General features: G+C 62.0%; 18 protein-coding genes and 1 pseudogene. 13 read left to right on the top strand and 6 right to left on the bottom strand.

Annotated elements, in window-relative coordinates:
• Positions 1-23 precede the first annotated feature (23 nt).
• Together QIW53_RS05010 and QIW53_RS05005 are read left to right on the top strand one after the other, a co-directional pair.
• The gene (locus QIW53_RS05010) at positions 24-551 is read left to right on the top strand and encodes a sigma-70 family RNA polymerase sigma factor (protein ID WP_371048556.1); all 528 of its coding nucleotides are present in this window, start codon (positions 24-26) and stop codon (positions 549-551) included.
• Positions 548-1,561 carry an ABC transporter substrate-binding protein gene (locus QIW53_RS05005; RefSeq protein WP_371048555.1) on the top strand — a complete coding sequence of 338 codons (1,014 nt, stop codon included), beginning with the start codon at positions 548-550 and terminating at the stop codon, positions 1,559-1,561. The genes QIW53_RS05010 and QIW53_RS05005 overlap by 4 nt, the downstream gene beginning before the upstream one ends.
• A 91-nt stretch (positions 1,562-1,652) precedes the next feature.
• Here QIW53_RS05005 and gstA read toward each other — a convergent pair whose 3' ends face one another.
• A complete protein-coding gene (gene gstA / locus QIW53_RS05000; protein ID WP_371048554.1) occupies positions 1,653-2,255 on the bottom strand; it encodes a glutathione transferase GstA in 603 nt (200 codons plus the stop codon).
• A 99-nt stretch (positions 2,256-2,354) separates the two neighbouring features.
• Between gstA and QIW53_RS04995 the strand changes: the two genes are divergently transcribed.
• The 3 genes and pseudogenes from QIW53_RS04995 to QIW53_RS04985 all read left to right on the top strand — a co-directional run bounded on the left by QIW53_RS04995 (position 2,355) and on the right by QIW53_RS04985 (position 4,957).
• Entirely contained in the window at positions 2,355-3,227 is an 873-nt protein-coding gene (locus QIW53_RS04995) for a LysR family transcriptional regulator (RefSeq protein ID WP_371048553.1), read from the top strand.
• A 410-nt stretch (positions 3,228-3,637) separates the two neighbouring features.
• A pseudogene (locus QIW53_RS04990) lies at positions 3,638-4,408 on the top strand (PAS domain-containing protein); the annotation flags it as partial.
• A gap of 9 nt (positions 4,409-4,417) precedes the next feature.
• A complete protein-coding gene (locus tag QIW53_RS04985) occupies positions 4,418-4,957 on the top strand; it encodes a methyl-accepting chemotaxis protein (RefSeq protein WP_371048730.1) in 540 nt (179 codons plus the stop codon).
• Positions 4,958-5,091: 134 nt separating this feature from the next.
• Here the strand turns inward: QIW53_RS04985 and QIW53_RS04980 are convergent, their stop codons facing one another.
• The 3 genes from QIW53_RS04980 to QIW53_RS04970 all read right to left on the bottom strand — a co-directional run bounded on the left by QIW53_RS04980 (position 5,092) and on the right by QIW53_RS04970 (position 7,538).
• On the bottom strand, positions 5,092-5,670 hold the full coding sequence (locus QIW53_RS04980) for a hypothetical protein (RefSeq protein WP_371048552.1): 579 nt from the start codon (positions 5,668-5,670) through the stop codon (positions 5,092-5,094).
• Between the two features lie 159 nt (positions 5,671-5,829).
• Positions 5,830-6,462, bottom strand: a complete 633-nt coding sequence (locus QIW53_RS04975; RefSeq protein ID WP_371048551.1) for a glutathione S-transferase family protein — start codon at positions 6,460-6,462, stop codon at positions 5,830-5,832.
• Positions 6,463-6,506: 44 nt separating this feature from the next.
• Entirely contained in the window at positions 6,507-7,538 is a 1,032-nt protein-coding gene (locus QIW53_RS04970) for a LacI family DNA-binding transcriptional regulator (protein ID WP_371048550.1), read from the bottom strand.
• A 215-nt stretch (positions 7,539-7,753) separates the two neighbouring features.
• Here QIW53_RS04970 and QIW53_RS04965 point away from each other — a divergent pair, with 215 nt between their 5' ends.
• Together QIW53_RS04965 and QIW53_RS04960 are read left to right on the top strand one after the other, a co-directional pair.
• Positions 7,754-8,287, top strand: coding sequence for a gluconokinase (locus QIW53_RS04965; protein WP_371048549.1), 534 nt, complete (start codon positions 7,754-7,756; stop codon positions 8,285-8,287).
• Between the two features lie 81 nt (positions 8,288-8,368).
• A complete protein-coding gene (locus tag QIW53_RS04960) occupies positions 8,369-9,721 on the top strand; it encodes a GntP family permease (RefSeq protein ID WP_371048548.1) in 1,353 nt (450 codons plus the stop codon).
• A 179-nt stretch (positions 9,722-9,900) separates the two neighbouring features.
• On the opposite strand, the gene alaC is transcribed toward QIW53_RS04960, so the two are convergent.
• On the bottom strand, positions 9,901-11,115 hold the full coding sequence (gene alaC / locus QIW53_RS04955; protein ID WP_192305684.1) for an alanine transaminase: 1,215 nt from the start codon (positions 11,113-11,115) through the stop codon (positions 9,901-9,903).
• Positions 11,116-11,253: 138 nt separating this feature from the next.
• Between alaC and QIW53_RS04950 the strand changes: the two genes are divergently transcribed.
• The 3 genes from QIW53_RS04950 to QIW53_RS04940 all read left to right on the top strand — a co-directional run bounded on the left by QIW53_RS04950 (position 11,254) and on the right by QIW53_RS04940 (position 13,055).
• On the top strand, positions 11,254-11,916 hold the full coding sequence (locus QIW53_RS04950; RefSeq protein WP_371048547.1) for a LysE family translocator: 663 nt from the start codon (positions 11,254-11,256) through the stop codon (positions 11,914-11,916).
• A 67-nt stretch (positions 11,917-11,983) separates the two neighbouring features.
• Complete coding sequence (locus QIW53_RS04945) at positions 11,984-12,469, top strand: GyrI-like domain-containing protein (RefSeq protein WP_192305688.1); 486 nt, start codon at positions 11,984-11,986, stop codon at positions 12,467-12,469.
• Between the two features lie 97 nt (positions 12,470-12,566).
• A complete protein-coding gene (locus QIW53_RS04940; RefSeq protein WP_371048546.1) occupies positions 12,567-13,055 on the top strand; it encodes a GNAT family N-acetyltransferase in 489 nt (162 codons plus the stop codon).
• Between the two features lie 111 nt (positions 13,056-13,166).
• Here QIW53_RS04940 and QIW53_RS04935 read toward each other — a convergent pair whose 3' ends face one another.
• Complete coding sequence (locus QIW53_RS04935; protein ID WP_371048545.1) at positions 13,167-13,664, bottom strand: GNAT family N-acetyltransferase; 498 nt, start codon at positions 13,662-13,664, stop codon at positions 13,167-13,169.
• 141 nt (positions 13,665-13,805) lie between these two features.
• On the opposite strand from QIW53_RS04935, the gene QIW53_RS04930 reads away from it, so the two are divergent.
• From QIW53_RS04930 to QIW53_RS04920, 3 genes are read left to right on the top strand one after another with little or no spacing between them, the layout of a single operon-like run.
• The gene (locus tag QIW53_RS04930; protein WP_192305694.1) at positions 13,806-14,231 is read left to right on the top strand and encodes a YybH family protein; all 426 of its coding nucleotides are present in this window, start codon (positions 13,806-13,808) and stop codon (positions 14,229-14,231) included.
• 55 nt (positions 14,232-14,286) lie between these two features.
• A complete protein-coding gene (locus QIW53_RS04925) occupies positions 14,287-14,655 on the top strand; it encodes a YciI family protein (RefSeq protein WP_201193377.1) in 369 nt (122 codons plus the stop codon).
• A complete protein-coding gene (locus tag QIW53_RS04920) occupies positions 14,652-15,884 on the top strand; it encodes an RNA polymerase sigma factor (RefSeq protein ID WP_371048544.1) in 1,233 nt (410 codons plus the stop codon). The genes QIW53_RS04925 and QIW53_RS04920 overlap by 4 nt, the downstream gene beginning before the upstream one ends.
• Positions 15,885-15,903 lie beyond the last annotated feature (19 nt).

Raw genomic sequence — 15,903 nt, 5'->3', positions numbered from 1 at the left:
CGACCCTAACCCCTGGAGCCTCTATGTCCGGCACCGACCATCGTCACGCCGTGGGCGGATTGTTCCGCGCCCATTACCCCTGGTTGTGCGCCCGCCTGCGTCAGCAGTTGGGTATCCATTCCAGCGTCGAAGACATCGCCGCGGAAACCTTTGCGCAACTGCTCGAATCGCCCGGCCTGACGCCGATTCGCGAGCCCCGTGCCTTGCTCACCACTATCGCCCAGCGGTTGATTTATCAGCTCTGGCGGCGCCGTGACCTCGAGCGCCGGCACCGCGAACACCTGCAACACCTCGATCCGCCAGCCGTGACCTCGCCCGAGGTTCTGCTGCAACTGAGCGAAACCCTGCAGGGCCTCGACCGCACCCTGGAGCGACTGCCAGGCAAGGTCCGGGCGACGTTCCTGCTGTCGCGGATCGATGGCCTGACGTACCCGCAGATCGCGGCCGAGCTGGGCATTTCCCAACGCTCGGTCAGCGTCTACATGACCCGCTCCCACGCGTTATGCGCCCCGCACAGCGCCAATGAACCCTTGCATCAGAGGTCCGCATGAAATCGATCAAAAGTCTGCTCGGCGGTTCGCTGCTGGCCCTGAGCCTGGTGGCCAGCCACGTCCCCGCCGCCGAAAAAACCGCGCCGATCCACTTCGGCGACATCACCTGGGAAAGCGGCAGCCTGATTACCGAAGTCCTGCGGCTGATCGTCGAAAAAGGCTACGGTTACCCGACCGACACCTTGCCCGGCAGCACCGTCAGCCTCGAAGCCGCCCTGGCCAAAAATGACATCCAGGTAATCGGTGAAGAATGGGCCGGGCGTAGCCCTGCCTGGGTCAAGGCCGCCGCCGAAGGCAAAGTGTTTGGCTTGGGCGACACTGTCAAAGGGGCCACCGAGGGGTGGTGGGTGCCGGAATACGTGATCAAGGGCGACCCTGAACGCGGTCTCAAACCGCTGGCGCCGGAGCTGAAGTCGGTGGCCGACCTGGCGCGCTACAAGGATGTGTTCCGCGACCCCGAGGACCCGAGCCGGGGACGCTTCCTCAACAGCCCGACCGGCTGGACGTCGGAGATCGTCAATAGCCAAAAGCTCAAGGCCTACGACCTGACCACCAGCTTCGTCAACTTCCGTACCGGCTCCGGGGCGGCGCTGGATGCCGAAGTGGCGTCGTCGATTCGTCGCGGCAAACCGGTGTTGTTCTACTACTGGTCGCCGACACCTTTGCTGGGACGTTACAAACTGGTGAAACTCGAGGAGCCGCCGTTTGACGCCGACGCCTGGAAAACCCTGTCCGATGCCAATCATCCAAACCCCAAGGGCACACGCTCGATGCCGGCGAGCCTGGCCATTGGCGTGTCCGCACCGTTCAAGGCGCAGTATCCGGACCTGGTGGCGTTCTTCGAGAAAGTCGATTTCCCCATCGACCTGCTGAACCAGACCCTGGCGCAGATGGCCGAGAAACGCCAGCCACCGCGCCAGGTTGCGCAGGCGTTTTTGCGTGATCAGCCGCAGGTGTGGAAGGGCTGGGTGCCGGGGGAGGTGGCTGAAAAAGTCAGTTCCAGCCTGTAGATATAGAAGCTGGTTATCGCCAGCAGGCTCGCTCCCACGATGGAATGGGTTTCCCGGTGGGAGCGGGCTTGCCCGCGAAGGGGCTCAAGCCCTACGCCAGTTCCACAGCCAACGCCGCTGCTACGCTCGGGCGCTCTCCCACCCTCGCCTGAAACCTCGCCAACGCCGGCCAGCGATCCAGATCAATGTCAAACCACGGCGTCCAACGCAGCACCGTGAACAGGTACGCGTCGGCAACGCTGAAGCCGCTCGTCAGTAGATAATCCTGACGCTCCAGCGTCTGGCACAACACCACAAAGCGCTTGAACAGCTTCTCCTTGATCTGCGCTTTCACGTCCTGGGTAAACCGCTCGCTGAACAGCCAGCCCAACCCGCCATGAATCTCCGTCGACACGAAGTTCAGCCACTCCTGCAAGCGCACCCGTTCGAACGTCCCGGGGGCTGGCGCCAGGCGGGTGTCGGGGCGCAGGTCGGCGAGGTATTGCAGGATCGCCGGGCCTTCGGTCAGCACGTGCGCATCGTCCAGTTGCAGTGCGGCAACGTAGCCCTTGGGGTTGATGGCGAAGAAGTCTTCGCCGCTGTCAGTCTGTTTGCTGCGGTTGTCGATGCGGATCAATTCAAAGGGCAGGCCCAATTCGCGCAACACAATGTGCGGCGCCAGCGAGCAGGCCTGGGGGGCGTAATACAGCTTCATCGGCAGGTCTCTGGTGAGTGATTGGCGCCAGTGTCATAGTGCGCGGCACCCTCGGTAAAATTAATCTTCCAGAACGTTGCCATAAGGAAAGCTACTGCCATGATGAACCTGATGCATTGGCGAATGGTCGTGGCGGTGGCCGATACCGGCAACATCACCCGTGCCGCCGAGCGGATCGGCATGACCCAGTCGGGGGCCAGCCAGGCGCTGGCACTGATCGAGGAAACCCTGGGCGTGCAACTGTTCAGCCGGGAAAACCGCCAGACCTTGCCGACCGCCATCGGCCTGCCGGTCATCGAACACGCGCGCGCCATGCTCGGCGCCCTGGAGAACATCCGCAAAACCGTCGACGCCGCCAAAGGCGTCCAGCGCGGGACGATTCGCCTGGCCAGTTTTCCCATGGTGCTGGCGACGTTCCTGCCGCCTTTGCTGCGTCAGTTCAACCGGCTTCATCCCGGTATCCAAGTGGTCGCGCTCGAAGTCAGCGACGACGAAGTGGACAGCCTGCTGGCTGCCGGCCTGGTGGACGTCGGTGTGGTGTTGAACCCCACACCGTCGCGCAATGCCGGTCGTCTGGGGCGTGACGCCTGGGTGGCGGTCCTGCCGGCTGGCCACAGCCTGGCGCGCCGACCGGTGGAAGAGGGCGTCACGCTCGCCGAGCTGGCGCAGCAACCCTTTGTGCTGGCCACGGGCGGATGCTCGACCAACGCCCGCAGCCTGGCCAGCGACGCCGGCTTGCAGCTCTGCGACGTTCGCGTCGAGGTCCGAGAATGGAGCAGCGCATTCACGCTGGTACGGGAAAACATCGGCGTGACGGTGGTGCCGGAAATGACGCTGCCTAGCCAGCTCCAGGGCCTGCGGGTGATGCCGCTCAAACCGCGGGTCGACCGCGAATTCGCCCTCGCCATTGCCCCAGGCAAGCCACCCTCGGCAGCGGTGCAGGCACTGCTGGCGATGCTGGCTGATCGTTAAGCCCCCACGTGCTGAATCGTTTTTGTCCTCAATACTGGCCGACTAGTGGCCTTGCAGGCCGTAAGCGGCTGGCTATGCTGACTCCTAACTAACCATGTCGGACGGATGGATGTCCGGCTGCTGGCTCGAGAGTGCGCGAGACAAGGCACCGATACCGAGCGACCGGGAGCTTTGCGTGAAAGGGAATTGCTTGTGAATACATCAGGGTTGGCCCGGTCCCGGGCTATCAAGAGACGGATGTCTTGATAAGAGCGTTGCCACATGGACTCTCCGATTCAACATCATTGATCACCTGAACAGCCCCTCGTGTGGAGGGGCGCGTGTGCCTGTTCCTTGGAACGTTGTGGTGGATACGTTGAAAGACCGCAGAACTTTCATCAATCAAAGAACCGCGCTTAGGGTGATATGACATGTTTAACCTTCATCACAAGGCTGACCTGCTGGAAATCGAACGCTTCAGCTGCGCGCTGAGCGAGGCCAACGCCAAACTGGCCGCGATCTGTCGTTCGATGGCGATGATTGAATTCACGCCGGACGGTTTCGTCCTCGATGCCAACGAAAATTTCTGCGCGGCCATGGGCTACAGCGTGGAAGAAGTGCGAGGCAAGCATCACCGGATTTTCTGTGAAGAGGCGTTTTACCGCAGTGAAGAGTACGCCCGCTTGTGGCGTGACCTGGCCCGTGGCGAACCGGTCAGCGGCACGTTTCCACGTCTGGACAAAAACGGCAGGGAGGTGTGGCTCGAAGCCAGTTACATGCCGGTGTTCGGCCCTGACCGCCAGGTAAGGAGCGTGATCAAGGTGGCCAGCGACATCTCTGACAGGGTGCACGAGGAGCACGAAAACAAAAGCATGCTCGAGGCCATCGGCCGTTCCATGGCGGTGATCGAATTCACCCCCGAAGGTCGGGTGATCACCGCCAATGACAACTTCCTGCAGGCCACGCACTACTCGCTCAACGAAATCGTCGGTCAGCATCACAGCTTGTTTTGCCACCGTGCCGAAGCCGAATCCCCGGGCTACAGGGCGTTCTGGGCTTCGCTCAATCGCGGCGAATTTCATTCCCACCGCTTCGAGCGCAAGGATAAACACGGCCGTACCATTTTTCTTGAAGCGTCCTACAACCCGTTGTTCGACACCAAGGGGCGGTTGTACAAAGTGGTGAAGTTCGCCAGCGACATCACTCGGCAGATGACCACCCTGCAAACCGCCGCCGAATCGGCCCACAGCACTTCGGTACAGAACGACGCCTGCGCGCAGAAAGGCTCTCAGGTGGTGCAGCAGACGGTGCAGATCATCCAGGACATTTCCCGGGACTTGAACGAGGCCGCGCTGAGCATCGATGCGGTCAGCAAACAATCCGACATCATCGGCACCATCGTCCAGACCATTCGTGGCATTGCCGATCAGACCAACCTGCTGGCGCTCAACGCCGCCATCGAGGCGGCTCGCGCCGGGGAGCATGGACGAGGGTTCGCGGTGGTCGCCGATGAAGTGCGCAGCCTCGCCGCTCGCACCAGTCAGGCGACCGTGGAAATCGTCGATGTGGTGCGGCGCAACCACGACCTGTCCGTGAGTGCGGTGACGAGCATGCAATCGAGTCTGAGTCGAACCGGGCTGGGCGTGGAACTGGCGAACGAGGCGGGGGAGGTGATTCTGGAAATCCAGCAGGGTTCACGGCATGTGGTGGATGCGATCAGCCAGTTCAATTCGACATTGCAGTTGAATTGAAGACGGCGGACTGCCGAAACCCTGTAGGAGCGAGCATGCTCGCGATGGTCGTCAACGATGACGCGGGCTGTCTGAATGCCCGCGGTGTCTGGGCTTCCATCGCGAGCATGCTCGCTCCTGCAGGGGCGGTGTGATTACAACGACGCCAGGAACTTCTCGACCACTGGGGCCTTTTCCGGATCGCCGGTTTTTTGCGCTTCTTCAGTCTTGGCGATGGCCGCCTTGTCCTGCATGCGCTTGGCGATTTCTTCAGCGACGGCCTGCTGCTTCTCCGGCGGCATCTGGGCGATGTCTTCCTCGGTCAGGCCCATCTCTTCCAGAATCGCATCATGGATGCGCTGTTCCGGGGACTTGGCCATCCAGTCCTTGAAGTCCTGGGTAGCGCTGCCGGCAGTGCCGATGCGCTCCTTGGTGCCCGCAGGCAGTGGCGCGTAAGTGGTTTGCAGTTCCACACGGGTCTTGGCGAACGCTTCATCAACGTTGTCGCTGATCTTGTTGGCGGCGTTGACCTGCTCGGTGCTCAGTTTGGAAACGGCGGCCTGAACGTTGCCGGCCTCCTTGCTGTTCTGCAACTGGATATTGTTCTGCACGTTCTGCATCAGCGCCGCTTGCAGACCGCCCTGTAGACCGGCGGCCGCTTCTGCGGTCGGGTCTTCGCCGGGTTTCTTGAGGAACAGCGGGGTAACCAGGTTTTGTTGTGCACTGACCAACATGATGAATGGACCTTGTAGGTGGTTGCGGTACAGTGCCAGGAGCAAATAGTGTGCCCATTGGATAAAACTCAATGTTTACAATGAGTTGAGTTGTATCGCCGGGTAAACATTCAGGCGTGTGCGGTCAGCCTTTGCCGCCAGGCGGCAGTGGCCAACCGCTCAGGGCAGGCCGTTGCAGACATGCCTGAGGAAGCCTTGGCGTTGCGCCAGCTTCTGGAAGTATTCATCGATGGCAGGGAAGTCGGGTCGCTCCATCGGCGTCATCAGCCAGCGGTTGATCGACAGTCCGATGACGACGTCGGCCAGGGTGAAGTTTGTTCCGGCCACGTAGGCCTTGGTCATCGCGAGCTGATGTTCGAGGATCGCCATTTTCTGGTTCCAGTCGCGAAGGCCGTGGGCAATTCGCTGCGCGTCCTGGAATTCCGGGTCCTTGCGCACCAGGGCGGTGAAGGCATAGCGCCAGGACGTGTTGAGGTCGGTGGCCTGCCAGTCCATCCACTGCTCGACCCGCGCCCGTGCCGCCGGTTCGTGGGGCAGCAGATCGGTATTTTGCTGCTTGCCCGCCAGGTAGCGGCAGATGGTGTTGGATTCCCACAGCACCCCGGCCTCGTCGATGATCACCGGCACCTGGGCATTGGGGTTCAGGCGCACGAACTCGGGGCTGTGGGTCGAGGCAAATCCGCTGCCCCAATCTTCGCGCTCGTAGGCGATATTCAGCTCATCACAGGTCCACAGGACTTTTCTGACGTTGATGGATGACGCTTTGCCGAGGATTTTCAGTGCGTGTGCCATGGCGCTACTCCTGCTGCTGATCGACAGCTTCCGGCTGTTGCGGGTCAGGTGCTTTCGCGCACCTTCAATTCGAAGCCCATGTCCTGCACCGGCCTGGCCACGGTGTTGCCGGCCATCAGGGTCAGCATCTGCTCCGCCGCACGCCGGCCAATGGCCTCGCGCGGGGTATTGATGCTGCTCAGGCGCGGGACCATGTGCGCCGACATCGGCAGGTCGTTGAAACCGAGGATCGCCACTTGTTCCGGAATCCTGATTCCGCAGCGCATCGCTTCGAGCAGCGCGCCTTGCGCCAGGTCGTCGTTGCCGAAGAAGATCGCATCGACATCCGGGTGGCTGGCGATCAATTGCAGAAACAGCTCGCCGCCCAGGCCGACGGAGGAGGGGCGCGGGGTCAGCACTTCCAGGTCCGGGTCATAGCGACCGGCACTCTGCAAGGCCTTGCGGAACCCTTCGCCACGCAACAGGGTGCGTTGATCCAGTTGCGCGCCGATGTAGGCCAGGCGCTTGCGCCCGCGTGACAGCAGGTGCTGCGCCGCCGTTTCGCCGGCCGCCAGTTGCGAGAAACCGACGCAGTTGAGCCCGGCCGCGCTGTCCAGCTCCATCATGTAGACGCAGGGAATATTGCTGGCTTCGATCATCCGCCGCGAGCTTTCGGTGCGGTCGAACCCGGTCAGCAGCAAGCCGCGAGGCTGATAGGCCATGTAGTTGCGCAGCAGGTTTTCTTCTTCATCACGCGAGTAATGGAAGTTGCCGATCAGCACTTCGAAGCCCTTGGGGCGCAAAACCTGATGAATGGCTTCCAGGGTGTCGATGAAAAGCAGATTGGACAGCGAGGGCACCAGGACGACCACCGAATGGCTCTGGGCCGAGGCCAGGGCGCGGGCGGCGGGGTTGACCACATAGTTGAGTTCGAGCGCAGCTCGCTGGACCTTTTCCACCAGTTCGGTGGCCACGGTGCTGACGCCACGCAGGGCGCGGGAGGCGGTGATCGGGCTGACGCCGGCCAGGCGGGCGACTTCATTGAGGGTCGGACGGCCAGTGGTGCGGGTATTTTTATCGTTTTTAGGGGAGGTCATCGGGCGGCTTGCCAAACAAAAGTCAAGGCACTAAGGTAGCGCTGTCCCGAAGCAGCTGCAAATGCGTAAGCGAGTTTGACCTGAACCTCGCTTTTTGGCGTTGGGACCGAATTAGCGGCAACCCACAAAAATGACAAGAAGGCGTCGGCAACTTCTGCTTTTGTTCGAGTGTCATAGCTGACAAAGGTAGCGCTGTCTGCGCGCTGAGGTGTTACATGAATCATCCCATCACCGCCCTGGTCATCATGGGCGTTGCCGGTTGCGGCAAGACGTGCGTCAGTGAAGCTCTCTGCGAGCTCAGCGGCGCCACTGCCATTGAAGGCGATACTTTTCACCCAGCCGCCAACATCGAAAAGATGAGCGCGGGCATCCCCCTGAACGACGACGACCGTGCCGGCTGGCTCGATACCCTGTGCGCCGAATTGCGCCGCGTCGATGCCCTGGGCCAGCGCCCGGTGCTGACCTGCTCGGCGCTCAAGCACATTTACCGCGAGCGCCTGCGCAGCGCGTTGCCGGGCCTGGGTTTCGTGTTCCTCGAACTCACGCCTGAAGTCGCTGCGGACCGTGTTTCCCATCGCCCCGGTCACTTCATGCCATCGACCCTGATCGACAGCCAGTTCGCCACCCTCGAATCCCCTGTGGGCGAGCCACTGACCCTGGCCCTCGACGCGTCGAACCACAGCGTCGAGCAACTGGCACAACAGGCACACGCCTGGTGGCAGGCGCACGGCCTGAAACGCGCCGTTTGATTTTGCTCGAAAAGACAGCGCTGTCCTTATGGCGCTCGAATAACCCGCTTTAATAACAACAACAACCAGGAGACACCCCTAATGTTTGGCATGTCCCACGAGACGTTCCTGCTGCTCGATGCAGTGGTCACGGTGATCGGGCTCATCGTCCTGATCACCAAGTTCAAGTTCCACCCCTTCATCGCCCTGATCATTGCCGCCGCCTTCCTCGGGCTGACCTCCGGCATGCCGATCGGCACCATCATCAAGGCGTTCCAGGACGGCTTCGGCGGGGTGCTCGGTTTCGTCGGCATCATCCTCGCGCTGGGCACCATGCTCGGCAAAATGATGGCCGAGTCGGGCGGGGCGGATCAGATTGCGCAGACGCTGATCCGGGCGTTCGGCAAGGAAAAGGTGCAGTGGGCGATGATGTTCGCCGCGTTCCTGGTGGGCATCCCGCTGTTCTTCGAAATCGGTTTCGTGCTGTTGATCCCGCTGGTGTTCATCGTGGCCCGGCGCACGGGCGTGTCGATCATCAAGATCGGGATCCCGCTGCTGGCCGGCCTGTCCGCCGTGCACGGCCTGGTGCCACCGCACCCGGGCCCGTTGCTGGCCATCGGCGTGTTCGGTGCCGACATCGGCAAGACCATCCTGTACGGCCTGATCGTCGCACTGCCGACGGCCATCATTGCCGGCCCGATTTTCGGTACGTTCATTGCCAAGCACATCCCCGGTCATCCGAACCAGGAGCTGGTGGATCAACTGGCGCGTGAGTCGGATTCGGCCGATCTGCCGAGCTTTGGCATCACCCTGGTCACCGTGCTGTCGCCAGTGTTCCTGATGCTGCTCAAGACCTTCGCCGATGTGGTGCTGCCGGATGGCAACTTTTTCCGCACCTTCATGGACCTGATCGGTCACCCGATCTCGGCCCTGCTGCTGGCGTTGCTGCTGTCGCTGTACACCTTCGGCTACAAGCAGGGCATCGGCTCGCAGCAGATGCTCAAGTGGCTGGACGCGAGCCTGGCCCCGACCGCCGCGATCATCCTGATCATCGGTGCCGGTGGCGGCTTCAAGCAGATGCTGGTGACCAGCGGCGTGGGTGACGTGATCGGCCACATGGCGGTGGCGGCGCAGATTTCGCCGATCCTGCTGGCGTGGCTGGTGGCGGCGGTGATCCGCATCGCGACCGGTTCGGCGACCGTGGCAACCATTACCGGCGCGGGCATCGTGGTGCCGGTGGTGGGGATGATTCCAGGGGTCAACCGTGAACTGATGGTGCTGGCCACCGGTGCCGGGTCGCTGATCCTGTCCCACGTGAACGACGCCGGTTTCTGGCTGGTCAAGCAGTACTTCAACATGACCGTGGCCGAAACCTTCAAGACCTGGACCGCGATGGAAACCATCCTGTCGGTGGTCGGTCTGGGCTTTATCCTGTTGTTGTCGCTGTTCGTCTAAGCACTTCAGCCGGGCACAAAAAAACCGCAGCTATGCGGTTTTTTTGTGGGTGATCGATCAGGCTGAGTACCGTCCTTGTGGGAGCGGGCTTGCTCGCGAAAGCGGTGTGTCAAACAACATCTTCGTTGACAGACTCTCCCTCTTCGCGAGCAAGCCCGCTCCCACAGGGGCAGGAGGCGTCAGTTGGTTTTGTGCACCAACCCATCCGCCCTAAACATCCCGCGTATCCCGCGCACGGCCTGGCGAATCCGGTCCTGGTTTTCGATCAGGGCGAAACGCACGTGGTCGTCGCCGTACTCGCCGAAACCCACGCCCGGCGAGACGCAGACCTTGGCCTCGGCCAGCAGTTTCTTGGCGAACTCCAGCGAGCCCAGGTGGGCGTAAGCCTCGGGAATCTTGGCCCAGACATACATCGAGGCTTTCGGGTTCTCGACCATCCAGCCCAGTTCATGCAGGCCCTTGACCAGCACATTGCGACGCTGCCGGTATTGCTCGGCGATGTCGCGCACGCATTGCTGATCGCCTTCCAGCGCGGCAATCGCGGCGACTTGCAGCGGGGTGAAGGTGCCGTAGTCGTGGTAGCTCTTGATCCGCGCCAGGGCGTTGACCAGTTCCGGGTTGCCGACCATGAAACCGATCCGCCAGCCCGCCATGTTGTAGCTCTTGGACAGGGTGAAAAACTCCACCGCGATGTCCTTGGCGCCCGGCACCTGCATGATCGACGGGGCTTTCCAGCCGTCGTAGACGATGTCGGCATACGCCAGGTCATGCACCACCAGCACGTCGTATTGCTTGGCCAGGGCGATCACGCGTTCGAAGAAGTCCAGCTCCACGCACTGCGCGGTGGGGTTGGACGGGAAGCCGAGGATCATCATCTTCGGCTTGGGGATCGAGCCGCGGATCGCCCGTTCCAGTTCTGCGAAGAAGTCCACGCCGGGCACCAGCGGCACCGAACGCACCTGGGCGCCGGCAATCACCGCGCCGTAGATGTGGATCGGGTAGCTCGGGTTGGGCACCAGCACCGTGTCGCCCTGGTCGAGGGTGGCCAGCATCAGGTGGGCCAGGCCTTCCTTGGAACCGATGGTGACAATGGCTTCGCTTTCCGGGTCGATCTCGACCTCGTAGCGTTCCTTGTACCAGTTGGAAATCGCCCGGCGCAGGCGCGGGATGCCCTTGGACGTGGAGTAACCGTGGGTGTCTTCACGCTGGGCGACCTGGACCAGTTTCTCGACGATGTGCGGCGGGGTGGCCCCGTCGGGGTTGCCCATGCTCAAGTCGATGATGTCTTCGCCACGGCGGCGTGCGGCCATCTTCAGCTCGGCGGTGATATTGAAAACGTAGGGGGGGAGTCGATCTATGCGCGCAAAGCGGCGCGGCGAACCTTGTTCGGCCATTGTTGCCTCGATAACGTAAGCGCCCGGAACCGTCCGAGCGACGCTGGTCACTGCGGTGACCTGTGGCGCAATGTACGGAAAGCTGTGACAGACTGTCCAGCCTGAATGTAAACATTTTTTTCCGAAGGAAATCGGTCGATGGAATTTAGCAGCGGCTTCCTGCTGAGCCTTTCTCTGTGTCTGGATATTGGTGTGGCCAACATCGCGATGATCACCCTGGCCATGCAGCGCGGCTATTTTCAAGGCTTTGCCCTGGGGTTGGGGACCTGCGTCGGCGACCTGATCTACGCGGTGCTGGCCCTGGCCGGCATGACCGTTCTGCTGCAATACGAAACCGTGCGCTGGGTCCTGTGGATCGGAGGCTCGGCGCTGCTGATCTATTTCGCGGCAAAGATGATCTATTCGGCGATTCACCACGAGGCGCTGCTGGCCGAAACCGCCGAAGTGGGCCACAACTCCCACCGCAAGGAGTTCTTTCGCGGGATCTTCCTCGCCATGTCGTCGCCCAGCGCCATCCTCTGGTTCGCGGCGGTGGGCGGCACCCTGATCGCCCGTTCCGGCGGGGGCGGCCCGGTCAGTTCGGCGTTGTTCCTGGGCGGTTTTCTCTGCGCCGGGCTGTTGTGGTCGGCGGGCCTGTGCTTCGCTGCGAGCCATGGCGGCAAGTTGCTGGGCGACAAGCTGTTGCGCTATTCCTACCTGACATCGGCGGCGATCTTCTGCTATTTCGCGGTGTACGTGATCCTTTCCGGGTATAACGAGTTTGTCGCAGGTGCGGCCGCCGAGGCGTTGCACAGCCTGTAACTGGGCGAATCGGGAATGGCCTCTATACTCCCAGCCGAACCCACTTTTCTGTATCAGGAGTCGTGTCATGGATGAGCTATCAGGCGCATTGCTGGCCGAACCACGCTTCGAACACGGGCATTTCCAGCTGATCGCAGGGCTGGGTGGACGCTTCACCCAGGATACGACCCAGGGCATTCCCGACCTCTGGGCGAAATTCATTCCGCACATCGGCAAGATTCCAGGGCAGAAAAGCGACGTGACCTACGGCATCTGTTGTAATCCGGATGGCAAGGGCGGTTTCGAGTACATCGCCGGTGTCGAGATCAGCAAACTCGATGACCTGCCTGACACCTACCGCTGGGTTGAAGTGCAGCCGCAGCAATACGCCGTGTTCGAACACAAGGGCACGCTGGAGAGCTTGCCGCAGACCTTCCAGTACATCTGGAAAACCTGGTTGCCGCAGTCCGGCCATCAGGCGGCGGATGCTCCTGAGTTCGAGCGCTACAGCGAAGATTTCAATCCGAAGCTCAACACCGGAAAGCTGGAGATCTGGGTGCCGATCAAGGCGTGAGACGGGCATCGAGAGGCGGATTTGCGGATTTGTCTCTCGATGTCATGCCGACGCTGATTTATGATCCCCGGCCTTTTCCAGCTGACTGCGACCTGCCATGAACACCGTCATCCGCCCCGTAACGCCTGCCGACCTGGACCGCTGCTACGCCATCGAAACCGTGGCGTACGAAGGGGACGAAGCCGCCACCCGGGAGAAAATCGCCACGCGCATCGCCACCTGGCCTGACGGTTTCATCGTCGCCGAGGTGGACGGCGTGGTGGCGGGTTTCATCAATTCCGGCGCGGCGTTCGAAGTGGAAATGTCCGACGAAGCGTTCAAGGAGCTGATCGGTCACGACCCGGCAGGCCCGAACGTGGTGATCATGTCGGTGGTGGTGCACCCCGACTTCCAGGGCCAGGGCCTGGCGAAGCGCCTGATGGGCGAGTTCATCGAGCGCATGCGCGGCCTGGGCAAGGCGACGATTCACCTGATGTGCAAGGAGCGGCACATCCCGCTGTACGCCGGGTTCGGCTTTGCCTACATCAAGCCATCGGCCTCCGACCATGGCGGCATGGCGTGGCATGAGATGGTGTTGACACTGTAACGCCATCGACCAACACCGGGCATCCCTGTGGGAGCGGGCTTGCTCGCGATAGCGTTGTGTCAGGCGACATAGATGGCGACTGACGTACCGCTATCGCGAGCATGCTCGCTCCTACAAGGATTGCGGGAAACTCATCCCCATCCGCCGCTCATAGCCGATCCGCCCCTTGTACGCCTCGCCGCTGTCGACGAAGCCATAGTGGGCGTACAGGGCGATGGCGGCATCGTTGTCGGCGTCCACCGACAGTTCCAGGCCCTTGATCTCCGGCCAGGCCTGACGCGCGACGTCGGGCAGCGCCTGCAGGCAGGCCTTGCCATAACCCTTGCCTTGAGCGCGATGATCGACCTGCAGCGCATGCAAGGTGGCGCTGTGCTCATTGGCCCAGGCCGGCAGCAATGGCGGGCGCTTGAGCAGCAGAAAGGCAACCGGCACCTCGTCTGCCAGCAGGGCAAAACCTTTCACGCCGGGGCCGGGTTTCGACAGCAGGGTATGCAAGGCGCCGTGGATGTCGCCGGAGAACTTGATCTGCTCGGGATGGATTTCAATGGCCTCGACCTGTTGTCGTTGAGTGGCATTCAGGCTTTCGTAAGGCACGAGTCGGGCTGACACGGGAATTTCCTTTTTCCTACAAAGATGAGCTGCCGATTCTAGCGGTTTTGTTTTCCTCGGAATTTTTTTGTTGCAGCTGTCGATCCCGTTCATCGTCGAACGACTAGGGGTGTCTTCACCACAAAAAACACGGAGAACACCATGAGCGCACAGACTGAAATTCAAACCCTGATCGACACTTATCGCCAGGCCGTCATGACCAAGGATGTGGAAAAGGTCATGGCCCTGTACGCCGATGACATCCTTTCGTTCGATGCGATCAAGGCCCTGCAATTCAAGGGCAAACCCGCCTACCGCGAGCATTGGCTGGCGTGCATGGAAATGTGCCCGGGCCCGCACGTCTTCGAGTTCCACGAAATTGCCATCGAAGTGGCGCCAAACATCGCCTTCGCCCATTGGGTGGCCAACTGCGGCGGTACCAACGAGAAGGGCGAAACCCAGAGTTGCTGGATGCGCGCCACCGCGTGTTACCGGCAGGTTGGCGGGACGTGGAAGATTGTCCACGAGCACTGGTCGGCACCGTTCGACCCGATGAGCGGTGCCACCCTGTTCGATGTGCAGCCTTAGTCGCCAAATCCGCGATCTGCGGCCATAGTTGATCCGTGCAACCCCGGAGAACACCATGAAGTATCTATGCCTGGTCTACAGCGATGAGCGCCTGCTGCATTCGCTGCCCGACAGCCCGGAAGACGCTGAGTGCATGGCCTACGCCGAGTCGATCCAGGGCAGCGGACGGATGCTCGCGGCCGAAGCGCTGGAGTCGGTGCAGACGGCCACCACGGTGCGCATGCGCAACGGCAAGCTGTCGATCACCGATGGCCCGTTTGCCGAAACCAAGGAGCAGTTGGCCGGTTTCTACCTGATCGATGCCAAGGACCTCAATGAGGCGCTGCAGGTCGCCGGCCATATTCCGGCAGCCCGGGTGGGCTCTGTCGAGGTGCGGCCGATTCGGCAACTGAACCCGCAGCGCGAAGGCCTGCAGCACCGATGACGGCCGTATCCGTCCAGGCGCGGGTCGAACAGGTTTATCGCGAAGAATCGCGGCGAATCCTGGCGACCCTGATTCGCCTGCTGGGTGATTTCGACCTCGCCGAAGAGGCGCTGCACGAAGCTTTTTTCATTGCCGTGGAGCGTTGGCAGCGTGACGGCGTACCGGACAACCCACGGGCCTGGCTGGTGTCCACCGGGCGTTTCAAGGCCATCGATGTCCTGCGTCGACGTGCCCGGTTCGCCGCGTCCCGACCGTTGCTGATAGCGCAGGCGGAGGCCCTGGAGCAGGCCGACTGGAGTGATGACGATGTGGAAGACGACCGTCTGCGCCTGATCTTCACCTGCTGCCACCCGGCGCTGGCGGCGGACGCCCAGGTGCCGCTGACCTTACGTGAAGTCTGCGACCTGACCACCGAGGAAATTGCCAGGGCCTTCCTGTGCGCGCCGGCCACCATCGCCCAGCGTATCGTGCGCGCCAAGGCGAAGATCCGCGACGCGAAAATCCCCTATCAGGTGCCGACCCTGGCGGAACTGCCCGAGCGACTCGACAGCGTGCTGCGGGTGATTTATCTGGTGTTCAACGAAGGCTACTCCGCCTCCATCGGCAACGAACTGACTCGCGAAGACCTGACCCGCGAGGCGATCCGACTCGGGCGCCTGCTGATGCAATTGCTGCCCGAGCCCGAGGTGATGGGCCTGCTGGCATTGATGCTGCTTCACGAGTCGCGACGCACAGCGCGCACCTCGCCCGCCGGTGAGCTGATCCTGCTGGATGAGCAGGATCGTTCGCTGTGGGATGCCGGGTTGATCGCCGAAGGTTGCGCCTTGACCGAGCAAGCCCTGGGCCAGGGGCGTTTCGGGCCTTATTGCCTGCAGGCGGCCATCGCGGCGGTGCACGCCGAAGCGACGACGGCGGCGCAGACGGACTGGGAGCAGATCGTGGGACTGTATGACGTGCTCTTGGCCGCCGTGCCTTCGCCGGTGATCGAGTTGAACCGCGCAGCGGCGATCTCCCGGCGAGATGGGCCGCTGGCGGGGTTGACCTTGATCGAGGACATCCTGGCCCGCGGCGATTTGCAGGATTACCACCTGGCGCATTCGGCGCGGGCCGAATTCTGCCGGCAACTGGGTAGGGTGGAGGAAGCGCGAGCGGCGTACGAGCGGGCGCTGGCCCTGACGCAACAGGCGCCGGAGCGCCGGTTCATCGAGGCGCGGATCAAGGCGTTGTGAGGGGCTCACCGACGATGGC

The organism is Pseudomonas fluorescens (genome assembly GCF_041354075.1).
Lineage (GTDB): Bacteria > Pseudomonadota > Gammaproteobacteria > Pseudomonadales > Pseudomonadaceae > Aquipseudomonas > Aquipseudomonas fluorescens_CE.
This window is presented reverse-complemented; position numbering and strand designations above follow the sequence as displayed.